The sequence below is a fragment of the Candidatus Bandiella woodruffii genome (assembly GCF_034359465.1).
Classification (GTDB): Bacteria; Pseudomonadota; Alphaproteobacteria; order Rickettsiales; family Midichloriaceae; genus NDG2.
The window spans coordinates 1,046,942-1,072,698 of record NZ_CP110820.1; the positions used below are offsets into that span (position 1 = coordinate 1,046,942).

Annotated in this window: 35 protein-coding genes, 2 tRNA genes and 3 pseudogenes; 15 read left to right on the top strand and 25 right to left on the bottom strand. The window is 36.1% G+C overall.

All coding sequences use genetic code 11. From position 1 onward, the window contains the following. Window positions 1–554 precede the first annotated feature (554 nt). The 4 genes and pseudogenes from Bandiella_RS06340 to Bandiella_RS06355 form a co-directional block, all read right to left on the bottom strand. The gene (locus Bandiella_RS06340; protein WP_323732514.1) at window positions 555–905 is read right to left on the bottom strand and encodes a transposase; all 351 of its coding nucleotides are present in this window, start codon (window positions 903–905) and stop codon (window positions 555–557) included. Window positions 906–925: 20 nt separating this feature from the next. After that, entirely contained in the window at window positions 926–1,537 is a 612-nt protein-coding gene (locus tag Bandiella_RS06345) for a transposase (RefSeq protein WP_323732477.1), read from the bottom strand. A 375-nt stretch (window positions 1,538–1,912) separates the two neighbouring features. Continuing rightward, on the bottom strand, window positions 1,913–2,335 hold the full coding sequence (locus Bandiella_RS06350) for a thermonuclease family protein (RefSeq protein WP_323732574.1): 423 nt from the start codon (window positions 2,333–2,335) through the stop codon (window positions 1,913–1,915). After that, window positions 2,332–2,906 (bottom strand): annotated as a pseudogene (locus Bandiella_RS06355) (IS5 family transposase); the annotation flags it as partial. The pseudogene Bandiella_RS06355 and the gene Bandiella_RS06350, both read right to left, overlap by 4 nt. A gap of 21 nt (window positions 2,907–2,927) precedes the next feature. On the opposite strand from Bandiella_RS06355, the gene Bandiella_RS06360 reads away from it, so the two are divergent. Genes Bandiella_RS06360 through Bandiella_RS06370 form a run of 3 tightly spaced genes read left to right on the top strand, consistent with a single transcriptional unit; the run spans window position 2,928 to window position 3,672 of the window. After that, window positions 2,928–3,320 carry a transposase-like zinc-binding domain-containing protein gene (locus Bandiella_RS06360; protein WP_323732833.1) on the top strand — a complete coding sequence of 131 codons (393 nt, stop codon included), beginning with the start codon at window positions 2,928–2,930 and terminating at the stop codon, window positions 3,318–3,320. Continuing rightward, window positions 3,269–3,400: a hypothetical protein gene (locus Bandiella_RS06365; RefSeq protein WP_323732528.1), complete on the top strand. Its 132-nt coding sequence runs from the start codon at window positions 3,269–3,271 to the stop codon at window positions 3,398–3,400. Before Bandiella_RS06360 ends, Bandiella_RS06365 begins: the two co-directional genes overlap by 52 nt. Beyond that, on the top strand, window positions 3,349–3,672 hold the full coding sequence (locus Bandiella_RS06370; protein ID WP_323732685.1) for an IS1 family transposase: 324 nt from the start codon (window positions 3,349–3,351) through the stop codon (window positions 3,670–3,672). Before Bandiella_RS06365 ends, Bandiella_RS06370 begins: the two co-directional genes overlap by 52 nt. Here Bandiella_RS06370 and Bandiella_RS06375 read toward each other — a convergent pair. The 3 genes from Bandiella_RS06375 to rnhA all read right to left on the bottom strand — a co-directional run bounded on the left by Bandiella_RS06375 (window position 3,659) and on the right by rnhA (window position 5,251). Then, window positions 3,659–3,916 (bottom strand): IS1/IS1595 family N-terminal zinc-binding domain-containing protein, encoded by a 258-nt coding sequence (locus Bandiella_RS06375; RefSeq protein WP_323732834.1) that lies wholly within the window; start codon window positions 3,914–3,916, stop codon window positions 3,659–3,661. The genes Bandiella_RS06370 and Bandiella_RS06375 overlap by 14 nt on opposite strands. A 148-nt stretch (window positions 3,917–4,064) precedes the next feature. Further along, complete coding sequence (rlmB, locus tag Bandiella_RS06380; RefSeq protein ID WP_323732835.1) at window positions 4,065–4,817, bottom strand: 23S rRNA (guanosine(2251)-2'-O)-methyltransferase RlmB; 753 nt, start codon at window positions 4,815–4,817, stop codon at window positions 4,065–4,067. Beyond that, window positions 4,814–5,251 (bottom strand): ribonuclease HI, encoded by a 438-nt coding sequence (gene rnhA, locus Bandiella_RS06385; protein WP_323732836.1) that lies wholly within the window; start codon window positions 5,249–5,251, stop codon window positions 4,814–4,816. Before rnhA ends, rlmB begins: the two co-directional genes overlap by 4 nt. Before the next feature lie 79 nt (window positions 5,252–5,330). On the opposite strand from rnhA, the gene Bandiella_RS06390 reads away from it, so the two are divergent. Then, complete coding sequence (locus Bandiella_RS06390; RefSeq protein ID WP_407651244.1) at window positions 5,331–6,593, top strand: S41 family peptidase; 1,263 nt, start codon at window positions 5,331–5,333, stop codon at window positions 6,591–6,593. Between the two features lie 47 nt (window positions 6,594–6,640). On the opposite strand, the gene folE is transcribed toward Bandiella_RS06390, so the two are convergent. Beyond that, window positions 6,641–7,243, bottom strand: coding sequence for a GTP cyclohydrolase I FolE (folE, locus tag Bandiella_RS06395; protein ID WP_323732838.1), 603 nt, complete (start codon window positions 7,241–7,243; stop codon window positions 6,641–6,643). A gap of 146 nt (window positions 7,244–7,389) precedes the next feature. Here folE and Bandiella_RS06400 point away from each other — a divergent pair, with 146 nt between their 5' ends. Together Bandiella_RS06400 and Bandiella_RS07625 are read left to right on the top strand one after the other, a co-directional pair. After that, window positions 7,390–7,815: an IS1/IS1595 family N-terminal zinc-binding domain-containing protein gene (locus Bandiella_RS06400; RefSeq protein WP_323732464.1), complete on the top strand. Its 426-nt coding sequence runs from the start codon at window positions 7,390–7,392 to the stop codon at window positions 7,813–7,815. Beyond that, on the top strand, window positions 7,764–8,108 hold the full coding sequence (locus Bandiella_RS07625; RefSeq protein ID WP_407651266.1) for an IS1 family transposase: 345 nt from the start codon (window positions 7,764–7,766) through the stop codon (window positions 8,106–8,108). Before Bandiella_RS06400 ends, Bandiella_RS07625 begins: the two co-directional genes overlap by 52 nt. A gap of 193 nt (window positions 8,109–8,301) precedes the next feature. Here the strand turns inward: Bandiella_RS07625 and Bandiella_RS06405 are convergent, their stop codons facing one another. Then, window positions 8,302–8,502, bottom strand: coding sequence for a hypothetical protein (locus Bandiella_RS06405; protein ID WP_323732839.1), 201 nt, complete (start codon window positions 8,500–8,502; stop codon window positions 8,302–8,304). A 154-nt stretch (window positions 8,503–8,656) separates the two neighbouring features. Between Bandiella_RS06405 and Bandiella_RS06410 the strand changes: the two genes are divergently transcribed. After that, entirely contained in the window at window positions 8,657–9,082 is a 426-nt protein-coding gene (locus Bandiella_RS06410; protein ID WP_323732659.1) for an IS1/IS1595 family N-terminal zinc-binding domain-containing protein, read from the top strand. Beyond that, window positions 9,031–9,375, top strand: coding sequence for an IS1 family transposase (locus tag Bandiella_RS07630; protein ID WP_407651266.1), 345 nt, complete (start codon window positions 9,031–9,033; stop codon window positions 9,373–9,375). The genes Bandiella_RS06410 and Bandiella_RS07630 overlap by 52 nt, the downstream gene beginning before the upstream one ends. Before the next feature lie 136 nt (window positions 9,376–9,511). Here Bandiella_RS07630 and Bandiella_RS06415 read toward each other — a convergent pair. Beyond that, window positions 9,512–9,586, bottom strand: a tRNA-Thr gene (locus tag Bandiella_RS06415). Between the two features lie 103 nt (window positions 9,587–9,689). After that, on the bottom strand, window positions 9,690–10,010 hold the full coding sequence (trxA, locus tag Bandiella_RS06420) for a thioredoxin (RefSeq protein WP_323732840.1): 321 nt from the start codon (window positions 10,008–10,010) through the stop codon (window positions 9,690–9,692). A 131-nt stretch (window positions 10,011–10,141) separates the two neighbouring features. Here trxA and infA point away from each other — a divergent pair, with 131 nt between their 5' ends. The 5 genes from infA to Bandiella_RS06445 all read left to right on the top strand — a co-directional run bounded on the left by infA (window position 10,142) and on the right by Bandiella_RS06445 (window position 13,484). After that, window positions 10,142–10,357, top strand: coding sequence for a translation initiation factor IF-1 (infA, locus tag Bandiella_RS06425; RefSeq protein ID WP_323732841.1), 216 nt, complete (start codon window positions 10,142–10,144; stop codon window positions 10,355–10,357). A gap of 4 nt (window positions 10,358–10,361) precedes the next feature. Then, on the top strand, window positions 10,362–10,958 hold the full coding sequence (locus Bandiella_RS06430; RefSeq protein WP_323732842.1) for a Maf family protein: 597 nt from the start codon (window positions 10,362–10,364) through the stop codon (window positions 10,956–10,958). Window positions 10,959–11,090: 132 nt separating this feature from the next. Further along, complete coding sequence (locus Bandiella_RS06435; RefSeq protein ID WP_323732843.1) at window positions 11,091–12,665, top strand: ABC-F family ATP-binding cassette domain-containing protein; 1,575 nt, start codon at window positions 11,091–11,093, stop codon at window positions 12,663–12,665. A gap of 73 nt (window positions 12,666–12,738) precedes the next feature. Further along, window positions 12,739–13,212: an IS1/IS1595 family N-terminal zinc-binding domain-containing protein gene (locus Bandiella_RS06440; protein ID WP_323732830.1), complete on the top strand. Its 474-nt coding sequence runs from the start codon at window positions 12,739–12,741 to the stop codon at window positions 13,210–13,212. After that, a complete protein-coding gene (locus Bandiella_RS06445; protein ID WP_323733407.1) occupies window positions 13,116–13,484 on the top strand; it encodes an IS1 family transposase in 369 nt (122 codons plus the stop codon). Before Bandiella_RS06440 ends, Bandiella_RS06445 begins: the two co-directional genes overlap by 97 nt. Here the strand turns inward: Bandiella_RS06445 and Bandiella_RS06450 are convergent. The 4 genes from Bandiella_RS06450 to Bandiella_RS06465 form a co-directional block, all read right to left on the bottom strand. Further along, the gene (locus tag Bandiella_RS06450) at window positions 13,481–13,606 is read right to left on the bottom strand and encodes a transposase-like zinc-binding domain-containing protein (protein ID WP_323732844.1); all 126 of its coding nucleotides are present in this window, start codon (window positions 13,604–13,606) and stop codon (window positions 13,481–13,483) included. The genes Bandiella_RS06445 and Bandiella_RS06450 overlap by 4 nt on opposite strands. Before the next feature lie 73 nt (window positions 13,607–13,679). Next, a complete protein-coding gene (gene mutS, locus Bandiella_RS06455) occupies window positions 13,680–15,278 on the bottom strand; it encodes a DNA mismatch repair protein MutS (protein ID WP_323732845.1) in 1,599 nt (532 codons plus the stop codon). Window positions 15,279–15,375: 97 nt separating this feature from the next. Next, window positions 15,376–15,672 (bottom strand): hypothetical protein, encoded by a 297-nt coding sequence (locus tag Bandiella_RS06460; protein WP_323732846.1) that lies wholly within the window; start codon window positions 15,670–15,672, stop codon window positions 15,376–15,378. Window positions 15,673–15,777: 105 nt separating this feature from the next. Continuing rightward, complete coding sequence (locus Bandiella_RS06465; RefSeq protein WP_323732847.1) at window positions 15,778–16,002, bottom strand: IS1/IS1595 family N-terminal zinc-binding domain-containing protein; 225 nt, start codon at window positions 16,000–16,002, stop codon at window positions 15,778–15,780. A 489-nt stretch (window positions 16,003–16,491) separates the two neighbouring features. On the opposite strand from Bandiella_RS06465, the pseudogene Bandiella_RS06470 reads away from it, so the two are divergent. Continuing rightward, window positions 16,492–16,977: pseudogene (locus Bandiella_RS06470) on the top strand (IS6 family transposase); the annotation flags it as partial. Between the two features lie 304 nt (window positions 16,978–17,281). Here the strand turns inward: Bandiella_RS06470 and Bandiella_RS06475 are convergent. The 10 genes and pseudogenes from Bandiella_RS06475 to Bandiella_RS06520 all read right to left on the bottom strand — a co-directional run bounded on the left by Bandiella_RS06475 (window position 17,282) and on the right by Bandiella_RS06520 (window position 25,514). Next, window positions 17,282–17,974 (bottom strand): hypothetical protein, encoded by a 693-nt coding sequence (locus Bandiella_RS06475; protein WP_323732848.1) that lies wholly within the window; start codon window positions 17,972–17,974, stop codon window positions 17,282–17,284. 62 nt (window positions 17,975–18,036) lie between these two features. After that, window positions 18,037–18,405 carry a TrbC/VirB2 family protein gene (locus Bandiella_RS07635; RefSeq protein ID WP_407651245.1) on the bottom strand — a complete coding sequence of 123 codons (369 nt, stop codon included), beginning with the start codon at window positions 18,403–18,405 and terminating at the stop codon, window positions 18,037–18,039. 11 nt (window positions 18,406–18,416) lie between these two features. Beyond that, window positions 18,417–18,902 (bottom strand): annotated as a pseudogene (locus tag Bandiella_RS06485) (IS6 family transposase); the annotation flags it as partial. Window positions 18,903–19,391: 489 nt separating this feature from the next. Then, the gene (locus tag Bandiella_RS06490) at window positions 19,392–20,582 is read right to left on the bottom strand and encodes an MFS transporter (protein ID WP_323732850.1); all 1,191 of its coding nucleotides are present in this window, start codon (window positions 20,580–20,582) and stop codon (window positions 19,392–19,394) included. Between the two features lie 16 nt (window positions 20,583–20,598). Then, window positions 20,599–20,967 (bottom strand): IS1 family transposase, encoded by a 369-nt coding sequence (locus Bandiella_RS06495; protein ID WP_323733367.1) that lies wholly within the window; start codon window positions 20,965–20,967, stop codon window positions 20,599–20,601. Then, a complete protein-coding gene (locus Bandiella_RS06500; RefSeq protein ID WP_323732851.1) occupies window positions 20,871–21,344 on the bottom strand; it encodes an IS1/IS1595 family N-terminal zinc-binding domain-containing protein in 474 nt (157 codons plus the stop codon). Before Bandiella_RS06500 ends, Bandiella_RS06495 begins: the two co-directional genes overlap by 97 nt. 378 nt (window positions 21,345–21,722) lie before the next feature. Continuing rightward, window positions 21,723–22,277 carry a 30S ribosomal protein S9 gene (gene rpsI, locus Bandiella_RS06505; protein WP_323732852.1) on the bottom strand — a complete coding sequence of 185 codons (555 nt, stop codon included), beginning with the start codon at window positions 22,275–22,277 and terminating at the stop codon, window positions 21,723–21,725. A gap of 3 nt (window positions 22,278–22,280) precedes the next feature. Next, window positions 22,281–22,739 (bottom strand): 50S ribosomal protein L13, encoded by a 459-nt coding sequence (rplM, locus tag Bandiella_RS06510; protein WP_323732853.1) that lies wholly within the window; start codon window positions 22,737–22,739, stop codon window positions 22,281–22,283. A 141-nt stretch (window positions 22,740–22,880) separates the two neighbouring features. Continuing rightward, window positions 22,881–24,434, bottom strand: coding sequence for a lysine--tRNA ligase (locus Bandiella_RS06515; RefSeq protein WP_323732854.1), 1,554 nt, complete (start codon window positions 24,432–24,434; stop codon window positions 22,881–22,883). Window positions 24,435–24,572: 138 nt separating this feature from the next. Further along, window positions 24,573–25,514, bottom strand: a complete 942-nt coding sequence (locus Bandiella_RS06520) for a DMT family transporter (RefSeq protein ID WP_323732855.1) — start codon at window positions 25,512–25,514, stop codon at window positions 24,573–24,575. Window positions 25,515–25,660: 146 nt separating this feature from the next. Between Bandiella_RS06520 and Bandiella_RS06525 the strand changes: the two genes are divergently transcribed. Then, window positions 25,661–25,750: transfer RNA gene (locus Bandiella_RS06525), tRNA-Ser, on the top strand. The last annotated feature ends 7 nt before the right edge of the window (window positions 25,751–25,757 follow it).

Below are 25,757 nucleotides of genomic sequence, written 5' to 3' on the forward strand. Positions count from 1 at the left end.
GTATATGCAAGAGTTATCCCAAATGATCTTTTGATACAAAGTAAAAAGCACACCTATAATATTGAGGCCCAAAAATAGATCTCTCAGAGACTTTATCAAGAGATACAATCGAAAAACCAAGGCTTATTCCAAAGCTGCTGATATGGCTGAATTATCTGTGTATATCCATTCCTTCTTTGACACTATATTTGTTTAGCAATGCCAAAATTTTACTAACGGGATACGCTTTGGCTCTCGTTGACAAATATACCCAAAACTCAACCACTAGCTAACTCTACACCTTTAAACTAAATATACTCAGCCAATCCTTAAACGACCCCACTCCCATACCAACTCTATACCCTGCCAACTACACACCTCCCCTTATACCCATTATGGGAGCGTTGAAAGATAAAATAAGGATAAATGTGATGGTTTGATTTAAGGAAGTTTGGACCATGGTCTAAAAAAATTAACAAAAAACTGGTTTCCCCAAGAATTCAAAAGATTTCTTTGAGGTGGGATATGGTAATTTTTAGCTTTTTATTGATTCTGCGAAGCGTGATTTTATGAGCTTAGGCAGTAAGAACCGTTAAACGTTTTAAATTAAAGCAGATAGCATTCATAAATTCAGCAAACTGATTTTTGGCAATTCCTATGTATCGCAATCGTTTATTATCTTGAGAAAACACCCTCTCAAACGGAGCCCTTATGGAAGTATAGTATCGATCAAGGTCAAAATTCTTTTGCTTCATATTGTTTTTCTTGATGGCGCAAAAATGAATACCTCTGCTTTTAGCTGCATTCTTTGCTGGTGCAACACAATACCCTTTGTCAGCATAAACTGCTCCACTATTTGGTAAAACATGCGCAACTCCCTTTGCATCGGTAACATTAGCAGGCGTTATAGCAACCTTGTTGATCATTCCGGATTGAATATCTACGCTTACATGTTTTTCTTATAGCCATACCAAAATTTACTACCACCCTTGCACCCTATTTTGGCTTGTTTATCATGTGCGACTTTAGGCAAGACTTCGTTGTTAAGTTTTTCATATTTTTGTTTTCTGGCTTCATCCCGCTCTTCCCATAAATTAGCTTTGGAGATCAAGTGACTTGCATCAACAAAAGTAAATACCTCGCTCATATATCCTTGAGATTTTAGTTGATCTCTAAAAATGGCAAAGATTTTTGATAACAAATTTGTTCCTATCTTTGAGCGGATTCTACTAAAAACGCTATAATCAGGTGTGGCTTCGGTTAAATCAAAATCACAAAACCACTTGGCTGCAACACTGTCACTCAAATATCTTTCTAGTTCACGATCTGACAAATCTTCCATAAACTGTAACAACAAGCATTTAAATAAACGTAAAACACCATATCCCTTATAATTAGCAGGAGATTCAATTCCCTTCAGCTCTTGCTCTACTGCCCCAAAATTAAACAGCTCCTTAAATTTGCGATATTGATGCTCACTACCAACCAATTGATCCAAACATACCATTATTATTTGATGCGCTGATGACATTTTTCTCTTCTTTATTCTGTAATCCACTCCACTATACCTTTCTTTATTCCATCTTGCAACACTCCCACAAAGTAAAAAGCACACCTATAATATTGAGGCCCAAAAATAGATCTCTCAGAGACTTTATCAAGAGATACAATCGAAAAACCAAGGCTTATTCCAAAGCTGCTGATATGGCTGAATTATCTGTGTATATCCATTCCTTCTTTGACACTATATTTGTTTAGCAATGCCAAAATTTTACTAACGGGATACGCTTTGGCTCTCGTTGACAAATATACCCAAAACTCAACCACTAGCTAACTCTACACCTTTAAACTAAATATACTCAGCCAATCCTTAAACGACCCCACTCCCATACCAACTCTATACCCTACCAACTATACCTCTCCCCTATGCTTATTATCGCCTCCTCTTTTTTCTTTTTTTTCTCCACTCAGATGGCATTTCAAAATCACCTCTCCAAATCCCAGCTTTATTATACATCGCTATCAATTCCTCTACTTTAAACTCGCCATATCCAACTGCCCAGCCTTTATAAACCATATCCCTATTTATATTTGTTATACCTACATAACAGTAAGATAGCGTTCTCCCATATAAATCTTTACCTTCATTTGTGCATTCTATCCTCTCTCCCCCCTCAATAAGCTTGCTTAGATATTTCGCTGATTCAACTCCGCATTTATATGATATCTTTTCTTTATGATCTCCAATATACCAGCACCACTGCTTTGATTCAGGTGCATCAATTCCTTTTAGCCTAATCTTTTCATTATTCAATACTATTGTGTCGCCATCAACAACTCTAGATAATGTCGTCATGAGATTTTAAGCCAAAGAGATAAACATCTAATCTGAATTGCGGCAAGGAAAGAAGCTGAATTTTTAGCATATCTGGTTGCAATTCCCCTCCATCTTTTAAGATGAAGAAAGGTGTTTTCTACAATATGCCTTATTTTATATAAATCTTTATTGTATTTTCTCTGGGTGATTCTGTTCTTTTTAGGAGGAATAACAACTCTCATGCCCAATTCTTGGGCATGGTCAATTATGTAATTAACATCGTACCCTCTGTCGGCTAGTAAGTACTCAGCTTTCATCTCTTCAATAAGATTAACAGCCTGCTTGCAATCAGCTTCTGAGCCTTTTGTGACAATAACTTTGAGTGGCATACCATGTGAATCCACGGCAAGGTGAATCTTTGTATTGAGCCCCCTTTTGTACGACTCATATCTTGATTGCCGCCTTTTGCACCTGAAGCATGTGGATGCACTTTACTATGACTTGCGTCTATCATTAACCATTCCATATCAGGTTCTTTCACAAATATCTCCAATAAAGCCTCCCATATCCTTTTGTCTCTCCATCTGCAAAATCTTTGGGAGTGTTGCCATAAGATAGATAAGATGCTAAAATGAATATAGCGAGCAACAAAGAAAATAGAGATATGAATACAGAGTGTAAAAAATGCAGTAGCAGTAAATACGTTAAGAATGGTAATATTAGGGGTATGCAAAGGTATAAATGCAAAGAGTGTGGATGTAATTTTACAAGCACTAAATTAAGAGGCTGTTCGCCAGAGATGAAGGCTCTGGCAGTGTTATTGTACAGCATGGGGAAAAGTAGCTTTAGATGGCTAGGGAAATTATTTAAAGTAGCTCATACTAGCGTATATAAGTGGATAATACTGTATGCTAAAAAGATACCAAGACCAACAGTGCCGGAAGAATTGAGAGAAGTTGAAATAGATGAGATGTGGCATTTTGTAGATTCAAAAAAACAAATTATGGATATGGAAAGCCTATAGTAGGGAGCTCAAGAGAGTTGTTGCCTGGGTGGTTGGTAAGCGTAACGTTACAACCTTTAGAAAATTGTGGAAAATCATAAGTAGAGATAATTGCACTTATTACACAGACGCTTGGTCTGTTTATTCAGAGGTTATACCTCGCCATCAACATGTTGTTGGCAAACAACATACACTCTCAATTGAGTCCAATAACTCAAACACAAGGCACAGAATTGCAAGAATGACCAGAAAAACAAAGGTAGTTTCAAAATCTGAAGAAGTTGTCGATCTTACGATTAAGCTCTGGGTACATTTTGAGGATAACAATAATTTCCTAAGTGAGCAGGGCAATTTTATATCTATCTTTGGCTAACACTCTGAAATACTGTACTTAACGGGATATTTAATATGTGAGCTATCCTCCTAATTCCGCAGTTATTTAGATACATCTTTATCACCATGCTCCTCTCTTTATTACCATATTTCCAATTCTTCCTACCATCTCCTTCTGTAAAGTTTTTATTACAACTCTTACATTTGTATCTCTGCTTTTTCCTTGCATATCCATTTTTTGATACCTCTTTCCCTTTGCAATATTTACATTCTATTTTCTCCATTTTTCCCTTTCTTTTTTCCTTCCCTCTCCTTATATCACATTCTTTTCTTCTTTCCTATCCTTTTTAAAACACTCCCGTTTCTTTTGAAGTAAGACCCATTTCCTATTGGCATAATGTGTTTTATAGCCTGAGTTGTGGGTTGCCGTTTTTATTTTGAGTATATTTGATATAAGCCGATAGCAGCCGCGTTTGAAACATTTAAGCTTTGCAGCCTATCTGATATGTTTATCCTTGCTTGCACATCGCTTTGTTTCAGATTCACATCCCTTATTCCCTTACCTTCAGCTCCTAACAACAAAACTACCCTGTCAAAATCGTTGAGTTTATTAATTGGAACACTTCCATTTTGAGTAATCGCAACTATCCAATATCCATGCTTTTTCAAGTCGTTAAGCGTTCTGGCCAGATTTGTTACCTGAACATATGGGATAAGCTCAAACGCACCAGCAGACCCTTTTACAAGGTTAGCATTTTCACTGGGGGCGTTATCTTTAGTTGTTATCACAGCATCAGCTCCAAACGCTAAAGAAGACCTAATCACAGCCCCTACGTTTTGCGGATCAGTCACTTGATCTAAAACCAGCAATATACTCTTCTTATCAATTTTTTTTAGTATCTGTTCTATAAATACCAACTCTAGTTTTTTGACCTTGACTGCAATCCCCTGGTGAACTGATTCCTCGATTGCTATATATTTACTCATCTCAGAGCTACTTTCCAAGATACTCACTTCTATACGACGCTCCTTTATAATCTGGGCATATTTTTGGATGCTCGCCATTGTATTTTTTGTGCCAAAAATCTGAAGTATCTGCCTTTTAGGGTTATTCATTGCAGCTTCAACTGGATGTTTGCCATATAACCAGTAGGTATTAGCACTATCTTTCAATTTATGTGTCATATCTTAATCTCTTGAAACTCCTTTTTTTGGATGATTGCGCCTTTTGCAAGTCTGTCTGCCATTTCGTTATACTTGTTTCCATTATGCGCCTTAACCCAATGCCATTTAACATTAAGAGCAGAGTTTAACTTGTCGAGCTCCTCCCACAGCTCTACATTTTTGATTTTGCCATTTTTCCAATTGTTTAGCTTCCAAGATTTGATCCAAACCGTTATTCCTTGTTGTAAATATGTGCTGTCGGTGAATATATCAACATCAGTTTCTTTGACTCGTTCCAACGCCTTAATAGCCGCAGTTAGCTCCATTTTGTTATTGGTGGTATCTTTATCATAACCACAAATTTTTTGAACCACTTGGTTATTTTTTATAAAAATTGCAGCCCAACCTCCAGGACCTGGGTTACCAAAACATGAACCGTCGCAATATATTTGCATAAAAAATATGTAACTTTTTTCGGTTCCATGATACACTGCCGCGAGTTAATGTAAATAAATATATTGTACTGCCTTATACATGGTTATTTTTCGAACAAAATTAAGTATTTTTACAATCATTTTTTTAACGCTTGTCACGTTGTTTCACACCATTGGACATAGCGATGAAAGGTATAAGGCACTCAAAGATTTTGAGGAAGTTCTGAAGATTATACGCGAGCAATACGTGGATGAAGTTGAGGATAAAAAATTAATAGAAAGTGCAATAAATGGAGTGCTTAATTCTTTAGATCCGTATTCTACTTTTTTAAGCGAAGAAGAGTACGAGAACATAAAATCAAGCACCAAAGGTGAGTTTGGCGGCATCGGAGCAACGTTAAATATGGATCAAGGATTTGTCAAAATAATCTCTTCCTATAAAGCATGGCCAGCTTATAAGGCTGGTGTGAAACCCGGAGATATTATAGTGATGATTAACGATGAACAGATAAGCGGAATCAGTCTTGACCAAGTAATGGATAAATTGAAGGGGGAAGCAGGCAGTCAGGTTAAGCTAAAAATTTATAGAGAACCTGGGGAAATCAAAGAGTTCATCATTACACGAGAGATAATAAAAATCACTCCAACAAAGGTATTGCTTTACCCACAGGACAAAGTTATATATGCGAAAGTATCAACTTTTAATGATAAGACAAGCATTACTCTGAAAGCAGAGCTGCAAAAAATAATGGACAGCACTGATGATATAAAGGGAATAATTCTGGACCTCAGAGACAATCCAGGAGGGACTTTTGATCAGGCCATTGAGGTTTCAAGGTTGTTTTTGTCAAAAGAAAAAATCGTTTCCTTAAAAAACAGATATGGTAATGATGAGGTTATATACTCAGCTAATGGAAGCAATATTGCTAAAAATATATCAATGGTGGTTCTAATCAACAGCGCATCAGCATCATCCTCTGAAATTGTTGCAGGTGCACTTCAAGATAATCAAAGGGCCTTGATTATGGGGGAGAAATCATTTTGCAAAGGGGTTGTACAGAATATCATACCATTTAGTAATGGCTCTGCCATAAAGTTGACCACAGCAAAATTTTACACCCCTTTGGGTAAGTCAATACAAGAGCATTGCATTGTCCCCGATATAGAGGTTATCGATACCGTAAATAAACCAGTTGCCAGCCATAGTGGCGTTAATAATCTTAGAGATTTTGTTAAGAAACAGCCTGGAGGGAATGATATTAACCATGATTATCCTCTGCAGCGAGCAATTGATTTAGTTAAAGGCATATCTCTTTATGCCTCCGGCAAAGTAAAAATCGGGAAACCTATAAATGATAAATAAGTTCAAAAAGAACTAGAGGTATACTATGCAAATAGCCGCTTCACTAATTAATCTTTTATCAATTGAAAAAATCTTTTGCTTATCTCAGCATCTTGTCTAAAACACCCTAAAAGGCTATATGTCTTCATTTTTGCGTCTTTTTGAGCAACCCCCCTTGTGTTAATACAGCTATGGGTTGCTTCTAGTTGGACAGCAACTCCTTTTGGTTTAAGTACTAAATTAATGGCATGTGCAATTTCTGCTGTCAATCTTTCTTGTATCTGCAAACGTTTAGAGTAAATATCCACCACTCTCGCAAGTTTGCTGATTCCAATAACTTTATCATTTGGATAGTATGCTATGTGCGCAACACCATTGATCGGTGCCATGTGATGCTCACAGTGCGAATTTATCTCAATATCCTTCAAAAGAACAATGTCCTGATAACCAGAAGTCTCAGTGAAAGTTTTTTTCAGCACTTGTATTGGGTCTTTCGCATAACCAGAAAAGTACTCCTTGAAGCTTTCTATAACTCTTTGCGGAGTTTCTGCTAACCCCTCCCTTTCAGGATCTTCCCCAATCCACTGAAGAATTGTTCTGATTGCTTCTATAGCCTCTTTTTCAGACACAACCTTCCCCATATTATCGGTGACTGATAATTTGTTTTGCATAAAATTCACTTATAATAAACTCGTGGCCCATTATAGCATTAAATTTTTATTTTTGTAGTTATTATTAAGGGAGTGTTTTAAAAGGGATAGGAAAGAAGAAAAGAATGTGATATAAGGAGAGGGAAGGAAAAAAAAGAAAGGGAAAAATGGAGAAAATAGAATGTAAATATTGCAAAGGGAAAGGGGTATCAAAAAATGGATATGCAAGGAAAAAGCAGAGATACAAATGTAAGAGTTGTAATAAAAACTTTACAGAAGGAGATGGTAGGAAGAATTGGAAATATGGTAATAAAGAGAGGAGCATGGTGATAAAGATGTATCTAAATAACTGCGGAATTAGGAGGATAGCTCACATATTAAATATCCCGTTAAGTACAGTATTTTATTGGATCAAACAAGCAGGGAAAGTAGTAGATGAGATGGTGACGAATCAAAAGATAGAGGGAGATAAGAAGCGTATAGAGATATTAGAGATGGATGAGCTATATACATACGTCAAAAAAAAGAGAATAAAACAAGAATATGGACTGCTGTCGATAGGGACAGATTCAAAACTGTTGCGTTTAAAGTAGGTTCAGGTGATAAAGAAAATTACGTAGATTTAGCTCGTGAGCTAGGAGAAAAATACCAAATTCGTTATATGTGTACAGATGGGTATGAGGTCTATTGTCATTATAAAATTGCTCAAATACATCTGCAGACAAAGTCTGAAACTTGTTTGGTTGAGAGCTTCAATTCCTCCTTAAGGGATATGCTTGCTAGATTAAATCGCAAGACTAAACGCTTTAGCAAGTGTTCTGAAATGCTAAGATTATCCCTTGTTTTATTTTTTAACAAAGCTTTAGCTCTTTCTATCTATTTATGAACACTCCCTATTATTAAAGGTAGATTATATGAAGTTGAAAGCTAAATAGCACCACAATCATAACAGGAAGAAAAGAAGATTTGTATACTCACCGCACACAGAGTGGCCTTAGCTTACCTTTGAATACTCAAACATAAACTAGGCCACAAAATAAATAATACGAACTTGCGTATTGCCTATAATCCGCTAAAAATTAGTTAGCTTTTTTAGCTACTGGTTTTTTAGGATCTTGCTTACTAGCATCTTCTGTTGCAGCAGCATCTGTGGTCGCAGTTGCTGTAGCGTCAACTTTAGCTTCGTCTGTTGATTTAGCAGCAGTGTCAGCTGCAATCACGCTTCCAGCAAAGAATGTAACAGCAAGTGTTAGGCAAATTGTTAAGTATTTTAAGTTCATGATTTTGACTCCATATAATTATGAATTGTAAAGCTTAATTATACTATAAAAATTTTCTATTCCTAGCATTATTTTTGGGAGTGTTTTAAAAGGGATAGGAAAGAAGAAAAGAATGTGATATAAGGAGAGGGAAGGAAAAAAAAGAAAGGGAAAAATGGAGAAAATAGAATGTAAATATTGCAAAGGGAAAGGGGTATCAAAAAATGGATATGCAAGGAAAAAGCAGAGATACAAATGTAAGAGTTGTAATAAAAACTTTACAGAAGGAGATGGTAGGAAGAATTGGAAATATGGTAATAAAGAGAGGAGCATGGTGATAAAGATGTATCTAAATAACTGCGGAATTAGGAGGATAGCTCACATATTAAATATCCCGTTAAGTACAGTATTTTATTGGATCAAACAAGCAGGGAAAGTAGTAGATGAGATGGTGACGAATCAAAAGATAGAGGGAGATAAGAGGCGTATAGAGATATTAGAGATGGATGAGCTATATACATACGTCAAAAAAAAGAGAATAAAACAAGAATATGGACTGCTGTCGATAGGGACAGATTCAAAACTGTTGCGTTTAAAGTAGGTTCAGGTGATAAAGAAAATTACGTAGATTTAGCTCGTGAGCTAGGAGAAAAATACCAAATTCGTTATATGTGTACAGATGGGTATGAGGTCTATTGTCATTATAAAATTGCTCAAATACATCTGCAGACAAAGTCTGAAACTTGTTTGGTTGAGAGCTTCAATTCCTCCTTAAGGGATATGCTTGCTAGATTAAATCGCAAGACTAAACGCTTTAGCAAGTGTTCTGAAATGCTAAGATTATCCCTTGTTTTATTTTTTAACAAAGCTTTAGCTCTTTCTATCTATTTATGAACACTCCCTTAAAAAAATATATTAGAAGCTTTCGAAACTTCCAAATTAACTACTTATAAGCCATATAAACTGTATTTCCATTTATATCAAATCGCAACAACCTTTTTCATTTTGACTTCCTGACCTATATCAGTTGTGGTGCCGAAGGGGAGAATTGAACTCCCGACCTACTGATTACGAATCAGTTGCACTACCTCTGTGCTACTTCGGCTCATAATACAAGTACCTTGAGAGCTCTTTCAAAACTTTACTAGGATCAAATACATTCCAACCAATTACAGCTTAAGTTTGGCGCACGATTGTTGTGAATGCGCCTATGAATTATGGCTTTCAATCCAATCTAAAATCGCCGCTTTTGGAGAAGAGCCAACTTTTGTATCTATGTGTTTACCGTTCTTAAACAGCATTAACGTAGGGATACTTCTAATCCCGAATTTCGAAGGAGTTTCTGGATTTTCATCTATATCCATCTTCATCACTTTCACTTTATCATCCAACTCTTGTGCTACCGCATCTATAATTGGAGATAATTGCTTGCATGGTCCACACCATTCTGCCCAAAAGTCTACCAACACTGTTCCAGCATATCTTTCCACTTCTGCTGCAAAGGTTTTATCTGATACTGACAGAGTCATTTTACCTTATTCTGATCATGTTTTACATAGTGACAAATGCTATAAAAAGTTCCATTGAAAGTCAATATATACTTGAAATAATTATAATTAAGACTATAAGTAGTAACTCAATACAGAATTTTATATATTTAATGGCAAAAGACGACATAGTGGAAATGAAGGGGAAAATAATAGAGTTATTGCCCAATGCCACTTTTAGAGTTGAACTGGAAAATGGACATCAAATCATAGCTTATACTTCAGGTAAAATGAGAAAAAATAGAATCAGAGTACTGGCAGGTGATGTGGTTACGATAGAAATGACACCATACGACTTGACCAAAGGAAGAGTTAGCCATAGGCATTAATGGCATGAACAGGTTGGTATTAGCGTCGTCGTCCCCTAGAAGAAGAATTTTACTTGAAAGTATTGGTTATCGTCCAGATATAATCATTTCGCCAGATATAGATGAAAGCCCTAACAAAAAGGAATTGCCCTGTAAACTTGCGCAAAGACTGGCTTCAGAAAAAGCATCAATAGTAGCAAAAAACTACCCCACTGATATAGTATTAGCAGCTGACACTATAGTTGCAAGGGGCAGAATGGTTATCCCAAAGCCGCAAGATGAGAAGCAAGCTCATTTATTTTTAAAGCTACTATCAGGCAGAAGACATACGGTATATACCGGCATATGCGTTACTAAAGGAGAAAAAATTGTCTGTAAAGTGGTACAAACCAAATTAAAATTCAAGTTGCTTACAGAAAATGAAATTCGGTACTTATTAGATTCAAACGAATGGAAAGATAAATCGGGAGGATATGCGTTGCAAGGCGTTGCAGGAGCTTATATTACTTGGATTAATGGTCATCCAAGTAACGTCATAGGTTTACCGGTACATGAAACATATAAAATTTTATCCGGTCTTGGACTGAAGCAAAAGACTTTGATGGACCAATCTAGGGATTGATAACTTTGCAAAAGCCATTATTTCAAATGTTACATACACGCTTCCTTGAAGTAATTAAAAAAAACTGTATTTATATATCCATTACTTTATAACGGTCGGTTAATTTTAATGATTCTATGTGAAAATGTTTCCATGCATTATGGGGGCAAAAAATTGTTCAGCGACGTCAACCTTACACTAAAGCCAAAAAATCAATACGGGTTGGTTGGCGCAAATGGTTCGGGCAAATCCACATTTATCAAACTAATACAAAAAGAAGAGGATGTTACTTCTGGCAACATCACAGTTAACAACTCACTTAGGATCAGTGCTTTAAAGCAAGACCAATTTAAGTATGAGAATGACAGGGTAATAGATGTTGTGATCCAAGGAAATACCCAGTTGTGGAACGCAATGCAAGAGCAAAATACTCTTAGTATCAAGAGTAACTTTACTGATGAAGACGGCTATAGAATTGCAGAGTTAGAATCTGTGATACATGAAAACGATGGATATAGGGCAGAGTCAAACGCTAAAATCATATTACAAGGGTTGGGGATTGACAAGGAAAACGTAACGCAACCGCTAAAAAAGCTATCGGGGGGGTATAAAATCAGAGTCTTGCTCGCCCAGTGCCTTTTTGGCAATCCTGACATATTATTGCTAGATGAACCAACAAACCACTTAGATATACTCTCCACACAATGGTTGGAAAATTTTTTAAAAAGAAGTTTCAAGGGAGTTTTGATATTAATATCCCATGACCATGATTTTCTTAATTCCACCTGTAACCATATACTGGATGTAGATTATGGCACAATCACATCTTACGTTGGTGATTACGACCATTTTATCAGAGAAAAGCAAGCAACATTAGAGCAAAAAGAAGATGAAAAAGATGCAATTGAAAGAAAAATTGCAAAAGACCGTGCTTTTATAGATAAATTCAGAGCGTCAACGCGTTCCAAACAAGCAATTTCAAGGGAAAAAAGAATTGAAAAAATAGATATACCAGAAATTGCACGCACTACAAGAGTAGCACCCAATTTTTTCTTCAAACAAGAGAAAAAATCTGGGCAGGAAGTTTTACAAATTCTAGAACTTTCCCAATCGTTTAAAGATGTTAAATTATTTCAAAATTTATCATTCAGAGTAAGTCTGGGGGAGAAAATTGGTGTTTTAGGAATCAATGGTATTGGAAAATCCACCCTGCTTAAAACTGTTCTTGGGCTTATTAAGCCTGCCAACGGCAGTATTAAATGGGGATTTAACACTGATATTGCCTATTTTTCACAAGATCATCATGACTTAATTCAGGGCAGTATGTCTGCAGTAAATTGGCTTATGGAGATCACTGGTAAATCAGATATTGGACTTGTGAGGGGAGCCCTGGGCAGAATGTTGCTCACGCAAGATCAAGCTGACAAGCCAGTCAACGTATTGAGCGGTGGGGAAGCTGCAAGGCTATTATTTGCAAAAATTATGTTGGAAAAACCAAACGTTATAGTACTAGATGAACCAACAAACCACTTAGATTTAGAAAGCAGGACTGCCCTTGCAAAAGCGTTAAAAGCTTTCGAAGGAACAGTAATATTCGTAAGCCATGATAGGCACTTTATATCTACAATTGCAAATAGAATTATATTTTTATACAAAGGCAATACCATAGATTTTGATGATGGCTATGATGAATTTAAAAAGAAATACAGCAAGTTTTTTACTACCTGACTTAGGACGTTGTATACCACCAAATCCATACCATTTTATGGGAGTGTTGCCATAAGATAGATAAGATGCTAAAATGAATATAGCGAGCAACAAAGAAAATAGAAATATGAATACAGAGTGTAAAAAATGCAGTAGCAGTAAATACGTTAAGAATGGTAATATTAGGGGTATGCAAAGGTATAAATGCAAAGAGTGTGGATGTAATTTTACAAACACTAAATTAAGAGGCTGTTCGCCAGAGATGAAGGCTCTGGCAGTGTTATTGTACAGCATGGGGAAAAGTAGCTTTAGATGGCTAGGGAAATTATTTAAAGTAGCTCATACTAGCGTATATAAGTGGATAATACTGTATGCTAAAAAGATACCAAGACCAACAGTGCCGGAAGAATTGAGAGAAGTTGAAATAGATGAGATGTGGCATTTTGTAGATTCAAAAAAAACAAATTATGGATATGGAAAGCCTATAGTAGGGAGCTCAAGAGAGTTGTTGCCTGGGTGGTTGGTAAGCGTAACGTTACAACCTTTAGAAAATTGTGGAAAATCATAAGTAGAGATAATTGCACTTATTACACAGACGCTTGGTCTGTTTATTCAGAGGTTATACCTCGCCATCAACATGTTGTTGGCAAACAACATACACTCTCAATTGAGTCCAATAACTCAAACACAAGGCACAGAATTGCAAGAATGACCAGAAAAACAAAGGTAGTTTCAAAATCTGAAGAAGTTGTCGATCTTACGATTAAGCTCTGGGTACATTTTGAGGATAACAATAATTTCCTAAGTGAGCAGGGCAATTTTATATCTATCTTTGGCTAACACTCTGTGCATTTATACCTTTGCATACCCCTAATATTACCATTCTTAACGTATTTACTGCTACTGCATTTTTTACACTCTGTATTCATATTTCTATTTTCTTTGTTGCTCGCTATATTCATTTTAGCATCTTATCTATCTTATGGCAACACTCCCCATCAAATTATAGAATTATCAAAATTTTCGTGCGGCAAACTATAACTTTTTTTTCAGATCGCACAAAATTTCATGTGCTTTAAGTAGCGTGGTGCTATTCATATCCACATGCTTAAGCATCTCTACTATTTCAGACTCTTTAGAAGCTGTTGAATTTGTATTCGCAGTGTATTGCATTTCTTTTTGCACATCAAGTGTTACGGCATTTTCAAATCTACTCAATATATTTTGAGCAATTTTTATCACCTCAGTTGGCAAACCAGCTAATTGTGCAACATGCACCCCATAAGAACTATCAGCAACGCCCCTTCTTATCTTGTGCATAAAGATTATTTCATTGTTCCACTCTTTAATCTCCATAGTATAAGTGGCAATATTTTTTAAGTGCTTTTTTAGTTGGACCAGTTCATGATAATGTGTTGCGAACAACGTTCTGCAATTAGTTTTGTTGTGTATGTACTCAAGCACCGCCCACGCAATTGCTATGCCATCGTGTGTGGAAGTTCCTCTGCCAATTTCATCTAATATAACAAATGACTTTTGGGTGGCATTATTTAAGATATATGCAGTTTCTAACATTTCCACCATAAACGTGGATTCTCCTTTCGCAAGATTATCAGCTGCACCTATTCGGCTAAACATCTTGTCTACCACACCTAAATTCACCTTGGTTGCTGGCACATAACTTCCCATTTGTGCTAATATACAAATCAAAGCGTTCTGTCTTAAAAAAGTGCTTTTACCAGCCATATTTGGACCGGTTATCAGCCAAATCTTCTCCTGCTCATTGATGTTAGATGAGTTGGGGATGAAGTTATCTTTTTGGTAATTTTCCACTACAGGGTGCCTTCCCCCTTCAATTTCAAATGAATCACCGTCATGGACTTGGGGTTTGGCATAGTTTTTCTCATGTGCTAATTCTGCAAGTGAGCTGTAAAGATCCAGATTCGCAATACTTGTTACCACCAAGTTAATCTCATCAAAATGGGCTTTCACTTGCTCACATAGCTTCTCAAATATATGCTTCTCCAAGCTTTCTATTTTATTATCACAATTCAACAGCACGTCTTCCAAGTGCTTTAACTCATCCGTAAAATATCTTACAACATTACCCAAGGTTTGCTTATGCACAAAAAAATCTTGCTCCATTTTGCTGGCATTCATGCTTGTAACTTCAACAAAGTAACCAAATATGTTGTTTTTTACGATTTTTAGATTTGCCACCCCGGTTTTCTCTCTATATTTATCCCGCATATCAGAAATTTTTTGATGCGAATTGTCCTTAATGTCATATAATTCATCAAGTTGCTTGTTATATCCAACTCTAATAGGCCTTGTTACATCTTCTTCAGATTGTTTTAACGCTTCCTCCAGTTGATCAACCAATTGGGAATATCCAAATATCTGCGATATTATTGCATTGATTCCGTCCGTCAGTTTGCTGTGTTTAATCCTGAACAACTCGCTTATCATACTGGCTATTTTGAGTCCATCCTTGATAGTGTTTAAATTTTTAAAGGTAGCTTTGTTGATGAATATTTTTGCTAAAGCTCTTTGGATATCGGGGAAATAAGCTAGATACTTCCTTAGATCGTCCCCCAATTCTTTCGCATAATAAAAAAAATGGTTCTGTCGCATCTGTTAATTTTTGAAATAAAAAGTAAAAATTAAGAATTTTTAACTCCCGATTTTCCGCACTTTGAAATTTTCACTTTTCACTTTTTGCACTGAATTTTCACAGATGCGACAGAACCAGCATATCCCTTAAGGAGGAATTGAAGCTCTCAACCAAACAAGTTTCAGACTTTGTCTGCAGATGTATTTGAGCAATTTTATAATGACAATAGACCTCATACCCATCTGTACGCATATAACGAATTTGGTATTTTTCTTCTAGCTCACGAGCTAAATCTACGTAATTTTCTTTATCACCTGAACCTACTTTAAACGCAACAGTTTTGAATCTGTCCCTATCGACAGCAGTCCATATTCTTGTTTTATTCTCTTTTTTTGACGTATGTATATAGCTCATCCATCTCTAATATCTCTATACGCTTCTTATCTCCCTCTATCTTTTGATTCGTCACCATCTCATCTACTACTTTCCCTGCTTGTTTGATCCAATAAAATACTGTACTTAACGGATATTTAATATGTGAGCTATCCTCCTAATTCCGCAGTTATTTAGATACATCTTTATCACCATGCTCCTCTCTTTATTACCATATTTCCAATTCTTCCTACCATCTCCTTCTGTAAAGTTTTTATTACAACTCTTACATTTGTATCTCTGCTTTTTCCTTGCATATCCATTTTTTGATACCTCTTTCCCTTTGCAATATTTACATTCTATTTTCTCCATTTTTCCCTTTCTTTTTTTTCCTTCCCTCTCCTTATATCACATTCTTTTCTTCTTTCCTATCCTTTTTAAAACACTCCCAAAATTCAGCTTCTTTCCTTGCCGCAATTCAGATTAGATGTTTATCTCTTTGGCTTAAAATCTCATGACGACATTATCTAACAATTACAATAACGAGGCACCGTCAAGTTAAAAAAGTTGAGGTGCAAAAGGTATTGAGAGAAGAGGGAAAAAATAGTAAATTGGAGCAAAATAAAAAATAATAGAAAAACAATGGAAGAAAGAGCGAGCAGATACAGATATCCAATGGTGATAATAGGACATGCAGTTTGGTTGTACCACAGATTTAATTTGAGTTATAGAGACGTAGCAGAAGAGTTGTTATAAAGGGGTATAGAAGTAAGCCATGAAACGATAAGAGCATGGTGTATTAAATTTGGAAAAAGGTTTTTAGATATAATCAAGAAGAAGTAGAGGAAAGCAAAGGATAAATGGCATTTGGATGAGATGAGCATTAAAATTAACGGTAAATATTTTATTTTGTGGAGAGCTGTAGATGAAGATGGATATGAGATAGATGTCTTCCTACAGACCAGACGTAATAAAAAGTCTGCGATAAGGTTTTTATCAAGATTATTACAATCAAATCCAGTACCCAGAGTAATCGTGACAGATAAATTAAAAAGCTATACCAAACCTATAAAAGAAATGTGCCCTAAAACAGAGCATAGGCGCCATAAAGGATTAAATAATAGGGTTGAAAATGCACACCAACCAACACGCAGGAAAGAGAAATGCCTAATAAAATTCAAATCTCCTTCTGGGGTACAGCAAACTCTTTCTTTGATGGGAAAAATAAGGAACATATTTTCAGTAGATGTGGGCAGGTATATTAACAGTTCTAGCAAGCAAAAAGAAATGTTTTTTGAAGCTAAATCTATTTGGGATCACGCCGCTCAATCCATAGCTGCTGCATAATTTTCAAAAAGATGCTCTGTCACGCCCTTACCTCCATTAACTTGACGGTGCCCTGGGTACATTTTGAGGATAACAATAATTTCCTAAGTGAGCAGGGCAATTTTATATCTATTTTTGGCTAACACTCTGCTCGAGTAAATCAAGTGTTGGCAAATTTATAGACGACAGAGAACTTGGAAAAGAGCGAGGAATACAAGCGATGAGCATGATCGGCGTACAAAAGTACGTGACGAAATGCGAAGTCCGAAGTGTTTTGACGCCAATTTTTCAAGTTATCGGAGTATGGGTGTTATATGTGTTATAACTAGGCTAGGCTATGCATTATTATAAATTCAAATGTAGCGGGGATTCTTTTGTCATCTCCATAAAACTTCAAGTATAACTCTTCCGCTTTTGGAAAATAGTCTTTCCCAGCGTAGCCATTATATCTATCCGTTAAATAATTGAATTGCCCAGCTTTCTTAATATCTGTAATCAGAGATTCTATTCCGTCGTAATATAAAGTGACTTTTTCAACGCTAATGATAGAATTCTTATATTCAGCTCTTTGTAGCAGAGAAGGTATGACTTCTGGTTTTATCATCGGCATGATTCTTGGATAAATCTTGCCAAATTTCAGCATATCAACCTCGATCAAACACCTCTTTAGTTCTGTTAACGTTTCTCCCCCCAAAATTATCGCTAAGAATGATCCATCATTGGTTAAATACTTTTTATACTGAATTAAAGAACCTATAATATCATTGCTATAGTGTAGAGAAAGGAGGCTGACTATGTTATTATATTTTTGCGTAAGTACTATATGGTCTTCATCATAATCTGAGGGAGAACAATAATTTATGGTTTTATTGGTAATCCAGGTTCGAACATCGCTTGATACTGGTGAATAAAACAATATTCCCCCATCATCAGCCCCATTGCACAAAAAAAGTGTTAGATAATCAAGTAAGATATCTTTAAAAGCGGTAAGAAAAGAGCCTAGACTTTCCTGGGACAATCTGGGCTCAAACTTTATGTTTTTTGTAAATAATTGTTTTATATTTTACCTTTGTTTTACTGTTAAGGACAGATATTAGTATTGGTACCGTCCGCAACAAAGCTCACAACAGTATTGGCTCCAAATAGCACGCCCATGCCAACGGCCACAGCAATCGCAACGCCCCATGTTATCTTACCTAAAAACAACCCTATTGCAACGGAAATAATTACTAGAGTAGCTATAGTTTTACCAACGCTTCCCTGTGCTACTTTTATTACATGGCATAGGATATTTGCGATGTCACTTCCACCATCACTATTGGTTACTATTGTGTTAGGTGATGCTGGTTGTGGACCTTCAGCAATTGCAAATGGTGCAGAAAAGATACTGGTTGCGAACATCGTTATTGGCACCGTCAAGTTAATGGAGGTAAGGGCGTGACAGAGCATCTTTTTGAAAATTATGCAGCAGCTATGGATTGAGCGGCGTGATCCCAAATAGATTTAGCTTCAAAAAACATTTCTTTTTGCTTGCTAGAACTGTTAATATACCTGCCCACATCTACTGAAAATATGTTCCTTATTTTTCCCATCAAAGAAAGAGTTTGCTGTACCCCAGAAGGAGATTTGAATTTTATTAGGCATTTCTCTTTCCTGCGTGTTGGTTGGTGTGCATTTTCAACCCTATTATTTAATCCTTTATGGCGCCTATGCTCTGTTTTAGGGCACATTTCTTTTATAGGTTTGGTATAGCTTTTTAATTTATCTGTCACGATTACTCTGGGTACTGGATTTGATTGTAATAATCTTGATAAAAACCTTATCGCAGACTTTTTATTACGTCTGGTCTGTAGGAAGACATCTATCTCATATCCATCTTCATCTACAGCTCTCCACAAAATAAAATATTTACCGTTAATTTTAATGCTCATCTCATCCAAATGCCATTTATCCTTTGCTTTCCTCTACTTCTTCTTGATTATATCTAAAAACCTTTTTCCAAATTTAATACACCATGCTCTTATCGTTTCATGGCTTACTTCTATACCCCTTTATAACAACTCTTCTGCTACGTCTCTATAACTCAAATTAAATCTGTGGTACAACCAAACTGCATGTCCTATTATCACCATTGGATATCTGTATCTGCTCGCTCTTTCTTCCATTGTTTTTCTATTATTTTTTATTTTGCTCCAATTTACTATTTTTTCCCTCTTCTCTCAATACCTTTTGCACCTCAACTTTTTTAACTTGACGGTGCCGTAGCGAATATAAAGAGGGGGATTGGTATAAATTCCAAGAGGCAATCAAAGCACACTACAATTATGTATACTCAAAGTATACCTCAAATCAAATTAAGAATTGATATCTGTCGTCTATAAATTTCGCCAACGTTTAAACTTATCTCATTAGAGGTTACTTGTTCAAAAGCGATTTCAAGAAGATTGTGAACGAATGGAAGATGAAGTTAATGTCAAATATGAAATCACCACAGCTGCCAATGCAAATATTTCCATTGGATAGATTGTTTGATTATAAAAGTTGCTTACCAATTTTACAAAAAAAGCACCTATTAACGCCTCAAGAGTCACCATAGATGCAGAGGCGCTGCCGGATAATTGTGGTATTGCGCTAACAACTTTAGATGTAGCATTGCCAAATATCAATGCAATTGCAATCAGATAAGGAATTTTTATAATTTGGATCCCAATCGCAGTAAGTAATCCAAACCACTCCATTGAAATTAAAGTCAAGCTACTGAGTGCGCTGGACAATAATGAATACTTTATGATTTTATCTGTTGAAAAGTAATTCACCAACCTGCCATTTATAACGCCACCAAGCACAAATACGGCTGACCCTAATGCCATTAACGCGCCGCACCACTCTACGCTAGACTGATATCCTTCTACAAATATTAAGGGAAGATTGGAAATGTTAACGAAAGCGAGCGAGACCATCAATACTTTTATAATTAGGTGCTTTATATAAGTATAATTTGTAAATAATGTTCTGTAATTATTAAAGATATGCTGAAAGTTAATTTTGGATTTTGTTTGTAAAGTTTCTGGTAAGAAAAAAATACTATACATTAATATTGCTAACCCAGATATAGCCATAACATTGAAACTTTGTCTCCAACCTATGGCACCACCAACATAGCCGCCAAGGCTTGGAGATATAACGGTAACTATACCCATCATAATGGTAAAGCTAATTATAGCTTTCTGGAAATCCTTTTCTTTATAAATGTCATGGATAATTGCATTACCTATAGACCATGCTACTCCTGCTCCCACTCCTTGAAGAAATCTAAAAAAGAATAAGGTGTAAATTGATGTGGCTAGTGAAATACCATAAGATGCTATTGTGAAGCTCAGCATTCCAAATAACACGATTTTTCTTCTCCCCCAAGCGTCAGACAGTGTACCATACACTATAGATGAAATGCTAATGCCAAGTAAATTAACGGCCGCGCTAAATTGGATCAGCGATTGACTGACCTTAAACTCCTGCCTAACACTTGATAATAATGGTAAATAAAAGAATATAGCCAGATCAAAAACGGCAACTGCAAAAACTACTATGCAGAAGATGTTTTTTTTCTGAAGTTTTGAGAAAATCATATAATTTTACAGAGTGTTAGCCAAAGATAGATATAAAATTGCCCTGCTCACTTAGGAAATTATTGTTATCCTCAAAATGTACCCAGAGCTTAATCGTAAGATCGACAACTTCTTCAGATTTTGAAACTACCTTTGTTTTTCTGGTCATTCTTGCAATTCTGTGCCTTGTGTTTGAGTTATTGGACTCAATTGAGAGTGTATGTTGTTTGCCAACAACATGTTGATGGCGAGGTATAACCTCTGAATAAACAGACCAATCGTCTGTGTAATAACTGCAATTATCTCTACTTATGATTTTCCACAATTTTCTAAAGGTTGTAACGTTACGCTTACCAACCACCCAGGCAACAACTCTCTTGAGCTCCCTACTATAGGCTTTCCATATCCATAATTTGTTTTTTTTGAATCTACAAAATGCCACATCTCATCTATTTCAACTTCTCTCAATTCTTCCGGCACTGTTGGTCTTGGTATCTTTTTAGCATACAGTATTATCCACTTATATACGCTAGTATGAGCTACTTTAAATAATTTCCCTAGCCATCTAAAGCTACTTTTTCCCATGCTGTACAATAACACTGCCAGAGCCTTCATCTCTGGCGAACAGCCTCTTAATTTAGTGCTTGTAAAATTACATCCACACTCTTTGCATTTATACCTTTGCATACCCCTAATATTACCATTCTTAACGTATTTACTGCTACTGCATTTTTTACACTCTGTATTCATATCTCTATTTTCTTTGTTGCTCGCTATATTCATTTTAGCATCTTATCTATCTTATGGCAACACTCCCTCTTTATTGTTATATTTTAAGAGTTGGGGATAATACTTTTCAATGCGTGTTAATCATGCAAAACTGCACTTCATTTTTTAATTAACCCCTCAAAATAATTAGAAATAACTATCTATACTCTGCTAACTTCAAAAATTTGCGTCGTCATATTTCATGCTTCATTACATACTCACAGCTCTTTTTGAATTATCTATCGTCTATAAACTTTGCCAACATCTAATTTACCAAAAGTATGTACGCGAACTTTTAAAGTAAAATATGATAGATCAAAGTATGCGTATAAGTCAACAGATAAATAACCTATCAAGTTCTTAAAATGCTCAGTTTGAGGCGTCAAAAAGATGTTATCTTTTAGAGAACTGGAATCTTTTCCTCGCCTTAGGCTGCCCGTATTTTTTTCTTTCCACTTGTCTACTATCTCTGGTCAAAAACCCACCACTTCTTAACGCTTGACGGAACTCTTCGCTGATTTGGTTCAGAGCTTTACTGATTCCGTGCCTAATCGCACCAGCTTGCCCAGATAACCCACTGCCAGAAACTTGACAATCCACATCATATACACCATCAGCTTTGAGCAGACAAAACGGTTGGTTAATCAATGTTTTGTACACAGGTCTTTGAAAATATTCTGTCACGGGCTTACCATTGACCATAATTTTTCCTGTGCCCTTGGTCGTCATCCACACTTTTGCAACAGCGGTTTTTCTTTTGCCAGTAGCGTAAACTCTTGGCACAGCTGTAGCAGAAGTCGCTTTTTTTTCAGCACGACTACTAGCTTTTACTTCTTTGCTGACCTCAACTGTAGTTTGAGTAGCTTTTTTTGTTGTTACTTGTGCTTTTTCGCCCGCAGCAGAAGCTTTTTTAGGCTTGATAGCAACTTTTACTTCTTTATTCTCCATAGCTTATCTTTTGACAGGGTTAACTAATTCAGGTTGTTGCGCTGCATGAGGGTGATTTTCCCCGGCATATACATAAAGGTTTTTGAACTGCTTCCTTGCTAGCGGACTTTCTTTAGGTAACATACGTTCAACAGCTAATTTTATAACCCTCTCAGGATATTTGCCAGACAACATATCATCGACTTTTGATTCTTTGATCCCTCCAGGATGGCCTGTATGTCTGTAATATACTTTTTGTTCCAGCTTTTTACCTGTTAATTTTATCTTTTCCGCGTTAATTATCACAATGTTGTCGCCGCAGTCCATATGCGGAGTGTAAGAGCATTTATGCTTCCCACGTAAAATCTTCGCTACTTGCGCAGATAAACTGCCCAGCACTTGATCTTTTGCATCAATCAATAACCACTTTTTTTGTAGATCAGAAGGTCTAGCAAAATAAGTTCCTGATAGTTTCGTACTCATGAATTAATATCTATGCTTTGTTACATTATTTCTTGCATACCATACCCCCAAAAAACTGAGATTGATTTTGAAGGTACCTCTAGGTATTAAAGGTAAGATAATACATAAAATTTACATTATTACAACTGAAATTGCGCAAACTTACAGCTTTATTTTGTCTAAGATCAATTGTTTTGTTTCTTTTATACCATAAAACTTCACAAACGTACCAATTCTTGGTCCTTCTTTTGTCCCCAATAAAATTTCGTAAAGACTGGAAAACCAGTGTTTTAAATCTAACCCGTTATCTTTGCCTATCTTGTAAATGGCGTTTTGTATTTTTTCCGCATCATCTTCTATTATGTCTAACACTTCAAGAAGATGTTGAAGTAGCTTGATCTCTTCTTGATTTGGGATTTTATACTGTTTCTTAGGTTTTACAAAGTCTTGGTAATAATTTATTGCAAACCCTAGCATAGAGTCTATGTACTTCCTGTCATTTTTGGTTAGGCTTGGATTTGAGTTATCAATATAGCCCCATGCCACTTCCTTGCTATCTGTGTTACAGGCATTAACCAAATTCAGTAACAATGTGAAGCTTATTTTCCCCAGGTTTACCTTTGGGGGGGTGTTACCATGGATGTAAAAAATAGGGTTGGAAAGGCGTTTGCACTCATCTAACTCATTATTGTAGTTCTCAAGATGTTGCAAATACTCATCGAAGATCTTCGGGATGATATCGTAGTATAATTTTTTGGCTTTTTTAGGCGATTGGTACATGAACAACGCTAGGCTTTCCTGACTTCCATATTTCAACCATTCTTCTATAGTTACTCCGTTGCCCTTGGATTTTGAGATTTTTTGACCATTTTCGTCAAGAAATAATTCGTAGGACATCTGCTGTGGTGGCGATTTGCCTAATATTCTACAGATTTTATCGTAAAGATAAGCATTTGCCTGGATATCTTTGCCATACATTTCGTAGTCAACGTCAAGAGCAGCCCAGCGCATTGCAAAGTCAGGTTTCCATTGTAATTTACAGTTACCATCTAAAACACTTACCGTGATAGCTTTTTTGTCCTCATCCAAGTAAGTTATTTTTCTTGAGGCTAAGTCTTTTTCCACTACTTGTACCTGCAATACTCTTCCGGTTTTAGGGCATATGGGCAGAAAGGGGCTGTAAGTTTTCTGCCTGTCTTGTCCTAAGGTTGGGAGCATTAAATCCATTATGTCATCATATTTTTCCAATACTTTAATTAGGTATTCGTTAAATTTGCCTGATTTATAGTACTCAGTCGCACTAACAAACTCATATTTAAAATTAAACGAATCCAAAAAGTTTCTCAGTCTGGAATTCATGTATTCCCCATAACTGTTGCATTCACCAAATGGGTCTGGCACTTTGGTTAATGGTAGGTCTAAATATTGTTTGTAATGTTCCTTGTTTGGTATGGTGTCTGGTATTTTTCGCAGGCCATCCATATCGTCCGATACGCAAATCAACTTTGTTGGTATGCCTGAAATGCGTGCAAATGCTTTTTGCACCATATTATTACGCACTACCTCTCCAAATGTGCCAATATGTGGAAATCCTGAGGGGCCATATCCAGTTTCAAATAGTACATAACCCTTAGCTGGAACTTTATTGCCAATTTTTTTTAATATCAACTCCGCTTCTTTAAAAGGCCAGGAGTTAATTTGATCAAGTTCCAACATTATGAAATACGGAAAATTATTTATGCATATTTTATATATAAATATCGAAAGAAACACAAGGGGTTATGAGTATGATTCACTGACTTCAAAAGTTGTGATTATCTTTTTTGACGTTACGTTTTTTAATAGCTTACTTAGCTATCTCGACTCTTTTTTCTTCTTATGCATCACGAAGTATATGCCACTTATAATAATGACCGTGTATCCTATTATTGAATAAACATCAGTTATCATTTCCCCCAATATTATGTATGCAAGCATTCCAGTGAATGGCAACCTTAAGTAGTCATAGGGACCAACTATCGATATATCAGCTAATTTATAAGCCCTGAAAAATGATAGTTTGTGTAATAAACTTGCTATGCTTGCGCAAAGAATCAAGACAATTGCATGAAAAGAGAAGGTAGGCCACTCTCTAGCTGTAAAATCTAGGGCATAATTTGTGGGGTCAAAGGAAAAACTAAAAAAGGCAACTGGCATAGCAAATACTGAGGCGAAAAGCGCAGAGTAAAATAGCTGTGCCCTGGAGTGCTCAGTTTTTGTGAGCTTCTTCACAACGATATTGTTAAGTGACCAAGCTGCCAGTGCTAAAAATGCGTAGAAATACCCTGACTCTATGTTCTTGTCAAAATTCATTAGTATAACACCTACTATCGTTCCAATAAACAGAACCATTTTAGGAACAGTGATATTTTCGTTAAATAGTAAAATGCCTGTCACTGCCATAACAGATGGAGTTAGTTCTGATATGGCTGCTGCGTCAACAACGTTTAGCACTGATACTGCATAAAACATAGATAAAGAGCCAACAATACTAAAAAATCCCCGTAACGCATGAAAAAAAAGTTTTTTTGTTTTTAAGTGATGTACAAACCCTAGTTTCATACACGAAAGCAATGTTATCACCACTATACTCAGCTTATATAACAGCCCAACTTGATTGGATGATATGTGCATGTTGTTAGTTAAGACTTTCACGACCACATATAACAACGACATAAAAAAAGCATTTGTTGTCATCAGCAGAATGCCAGAAATATGTGGGTTAGATTTGAAATAGGACTCTTTCGATTTGGCCATGAACTTAAGGACACCATTAAAGCTTTTTATTACTGCAAGTACAGGAGCATGTCAACGAAATTTTTTATTGCGTACTAGTACTTTTTTATATATTACTGGTGTGTCCGCACTAGATATAAAAAGGTGTACTGAATGTTGCAAAACCTGGAAGGGTGGCCGAGTGGTTGAAGGCGCACGCTTGGAAAGCGTGTTTACTCTCGCGGGTAACAAGGGTTCGAATCCCTTTCCTTCCGCCATAATATG

What these genes read in the sequence shown, in the direction of transcription:
- Bandiella_RS06340 (WP_323732514.1), bottom strand. Translation starts at nt 905, where the DNA reads ATGATCAACAAGGTTGCTATAACGCCTGCTAATGTTACCGATGCAAAG.
- Bandiella_RS06350 (WP_323732574.1), bottom strand. Translation starts at nt 2,335, where the DNA reads ATGACGACATTATCTAGAGTTGTTGATGGCGACACAATAGTATTGAAT.
- Bandiella_RS06360 (WP_323732833.1), top strand. Translation starts at nt 2,928, where the DNA reads ATGAATATAGCGAGCAACAAAGAAAATAGAGATATGAATACAGAGTGT.
- Bandiella_RS06375 (WP_323732834.1), bottom strand. Translation starts at nt 3,916, where the DNA reads ATGGAGAAAATAGAATGTAAATATTGCAAAGGGAAAGAGGTATCAAAA.
- rlmB (WP_323732835.1), bottom strand. Translation starts at nt 4,817, where the DNA reads ATGACACATAAATTGAAAGATAGTGCTAATACCTACTGGTTATATGGC.
- rnhA (WP_323732836.1), bottom strand. Translation starts at nt 5,251, where the DNA reads ATGCAAATATATTGCGACGGTTCATGTTTTGGTAACCCAGGTCCTGGA.
- Bandiella_RS06390 (WP_407651244.1), top strand. Translation starts at nt 5,331, where the DNA reads ATGGTTATTTTTCGAACAAAATTAAGTATTTTTACAATCATTTTTTTA.
- folE (WP_323732838.1), bottom strand. Translation starts at nt 7,243, where the DNA reads ATGCAAAACAAATTATCAGTCACCGATAATATGGGGAAGGTTGTGTCT.
- Bandiella_RS06400 (WP_323732464.1), top strand. Translation starts at nt 7,390, where the DNA reads ATGGAGAAAATAGAATGTAAATATTGCAAAGGGAAAGGGGTATCAAAA.
- Bandiella_RS06405 (WP_323732839.1), bottom strand. Translation starts at nt 8,502, where the DNA reads ATGAACTTAAAATACTTAACAATTTGCCTAACACTTGCTGTTACATTC.
- Bandiella_RS06410 (WP_323732659.1), top strand. Translation starts at nt 8,657, where the DNA reads ATGGAGAAAATAGAATGTAAATATTGCAAAGGGAAAGGGGTATCAAAA.
- trxA (WP_323732840.1), bottom strand. Translation starts at nt 10,010, where the DNA reads ATGACTCTGTCAGTATCAGATAAAACCTTTGCAGCAGAAGTGGAAAGA.
- infA (WP_323732841.1), top strand. Translation starts at nt 10,142, where the DNA reads ATGGCAAAAGACGACATAGTGGAAATGAAGGGGAAAATAATAGAGTTA.
- Bandiella_RS06430 (WP_323732842.1), top strand. Translation starts at nt 10,362, where the DNA reads ATGAACAGGTTGGTATTAGCGTCGTCGTCCCCTAGAAGAAGAATTTTA.
- Bandiella_RS06435 (WP_323732843.1), top strand. Translation starts at nt 11,091, where the DNA reads ATGCATTATGGGGGCAAAAAATTGTTCAGCGACGTCAACCTTACACTA.
- Bandiella_RS06440 (WP_323732830.1), top strand. Translation starts at nt 12,739, where the DNA reads ATGAATATAGCGAGCAACAAAGAAAATAGAAATATGAATACAGAGTGT.
- Bandiella_RS06450 (WP_323732844.1), bottom strand. Translation starts at nt 13,606, where the DNA reads ATGAATATAGCGAGCAACAAAGAAAATAGAAATATGAATACAGAGTGT.
- mutS (WP_323732845.1), bottom strand. Translation starts at nt 15,278, where the DNA reads ATGCGACAGAACCATTTTTTTTATTATGCGAAAGAATTGGGGGACGAT.
- Bandiella_RS06460 (WP_323732846.1), bottom strand. Translation starts at nt 15,672, where the DNA reads ATGAGCTATATACATACGTCAAAAAAAGAGAATAAAACAAGAATATGG.
- Bandiella_RS06465 (WP_323732847.1), bottom strand. Translation starts at nt 16,002, where the DNA reads ATGGAGAAAATAGAATGTAAATATTGCAAAGGGAAAGAGGTATCAAAA.
- Bandiella_RS07635 (WP_407651245.1), bottom strand. Translation starts at nt 18,405, where the DNA reads ATGCTCTGTCACGCCCTTACCTCCATTAACTTGACGGTGCCAATAACG.
- Bandiella_RS06490 (WP_323732850.1), bottom strand. Translation starts at nt 20,582, where the DNA reads ATGATTTTCTCAAAACTTCAGAAAAAAAACATCTTCTGCATAGTAGTT.
- Bandiella_RS06500 (WP_323732851.1), bottom strand. Translation starts at nt 21,344, where the DNA reads ATGAATATAGCGAGCAACAAAGAAAATAGAGATATGAATACAGAGTGT.
- rpsI (WP_323732852.1), bottom strand. Translation starts at nt 22,277, where the DNA reads ATGGAGAATAAAGAAGTAAAAGTTGCTATCAAGCCTAAAAAAGCTTCT.
- rplM (WP_323732853.1), bottom strand. Translation starts at nt 22,739, where the DNA reads ATGAGTACGAAACTATCAGGAACTTATTTTGCTAGACCTTCTGATCTA.
- Bandiella_RS06515 (WP_323732854.1), bottom strand. Translation starts at nt 24,434, where the DNA reads ATGTTGGAACTTGATCAAATTAACTCCTGGCCTTTTAAAGAAGCGGAG.
- Bandiella_RS06520 (WP_323732855.1), bottom strand. Translation starts at nt 25,514, where the DNA reads ATGGCCAAATCGAAAGAGTCCTATTTCAAATCTAACCCACATATTTCT.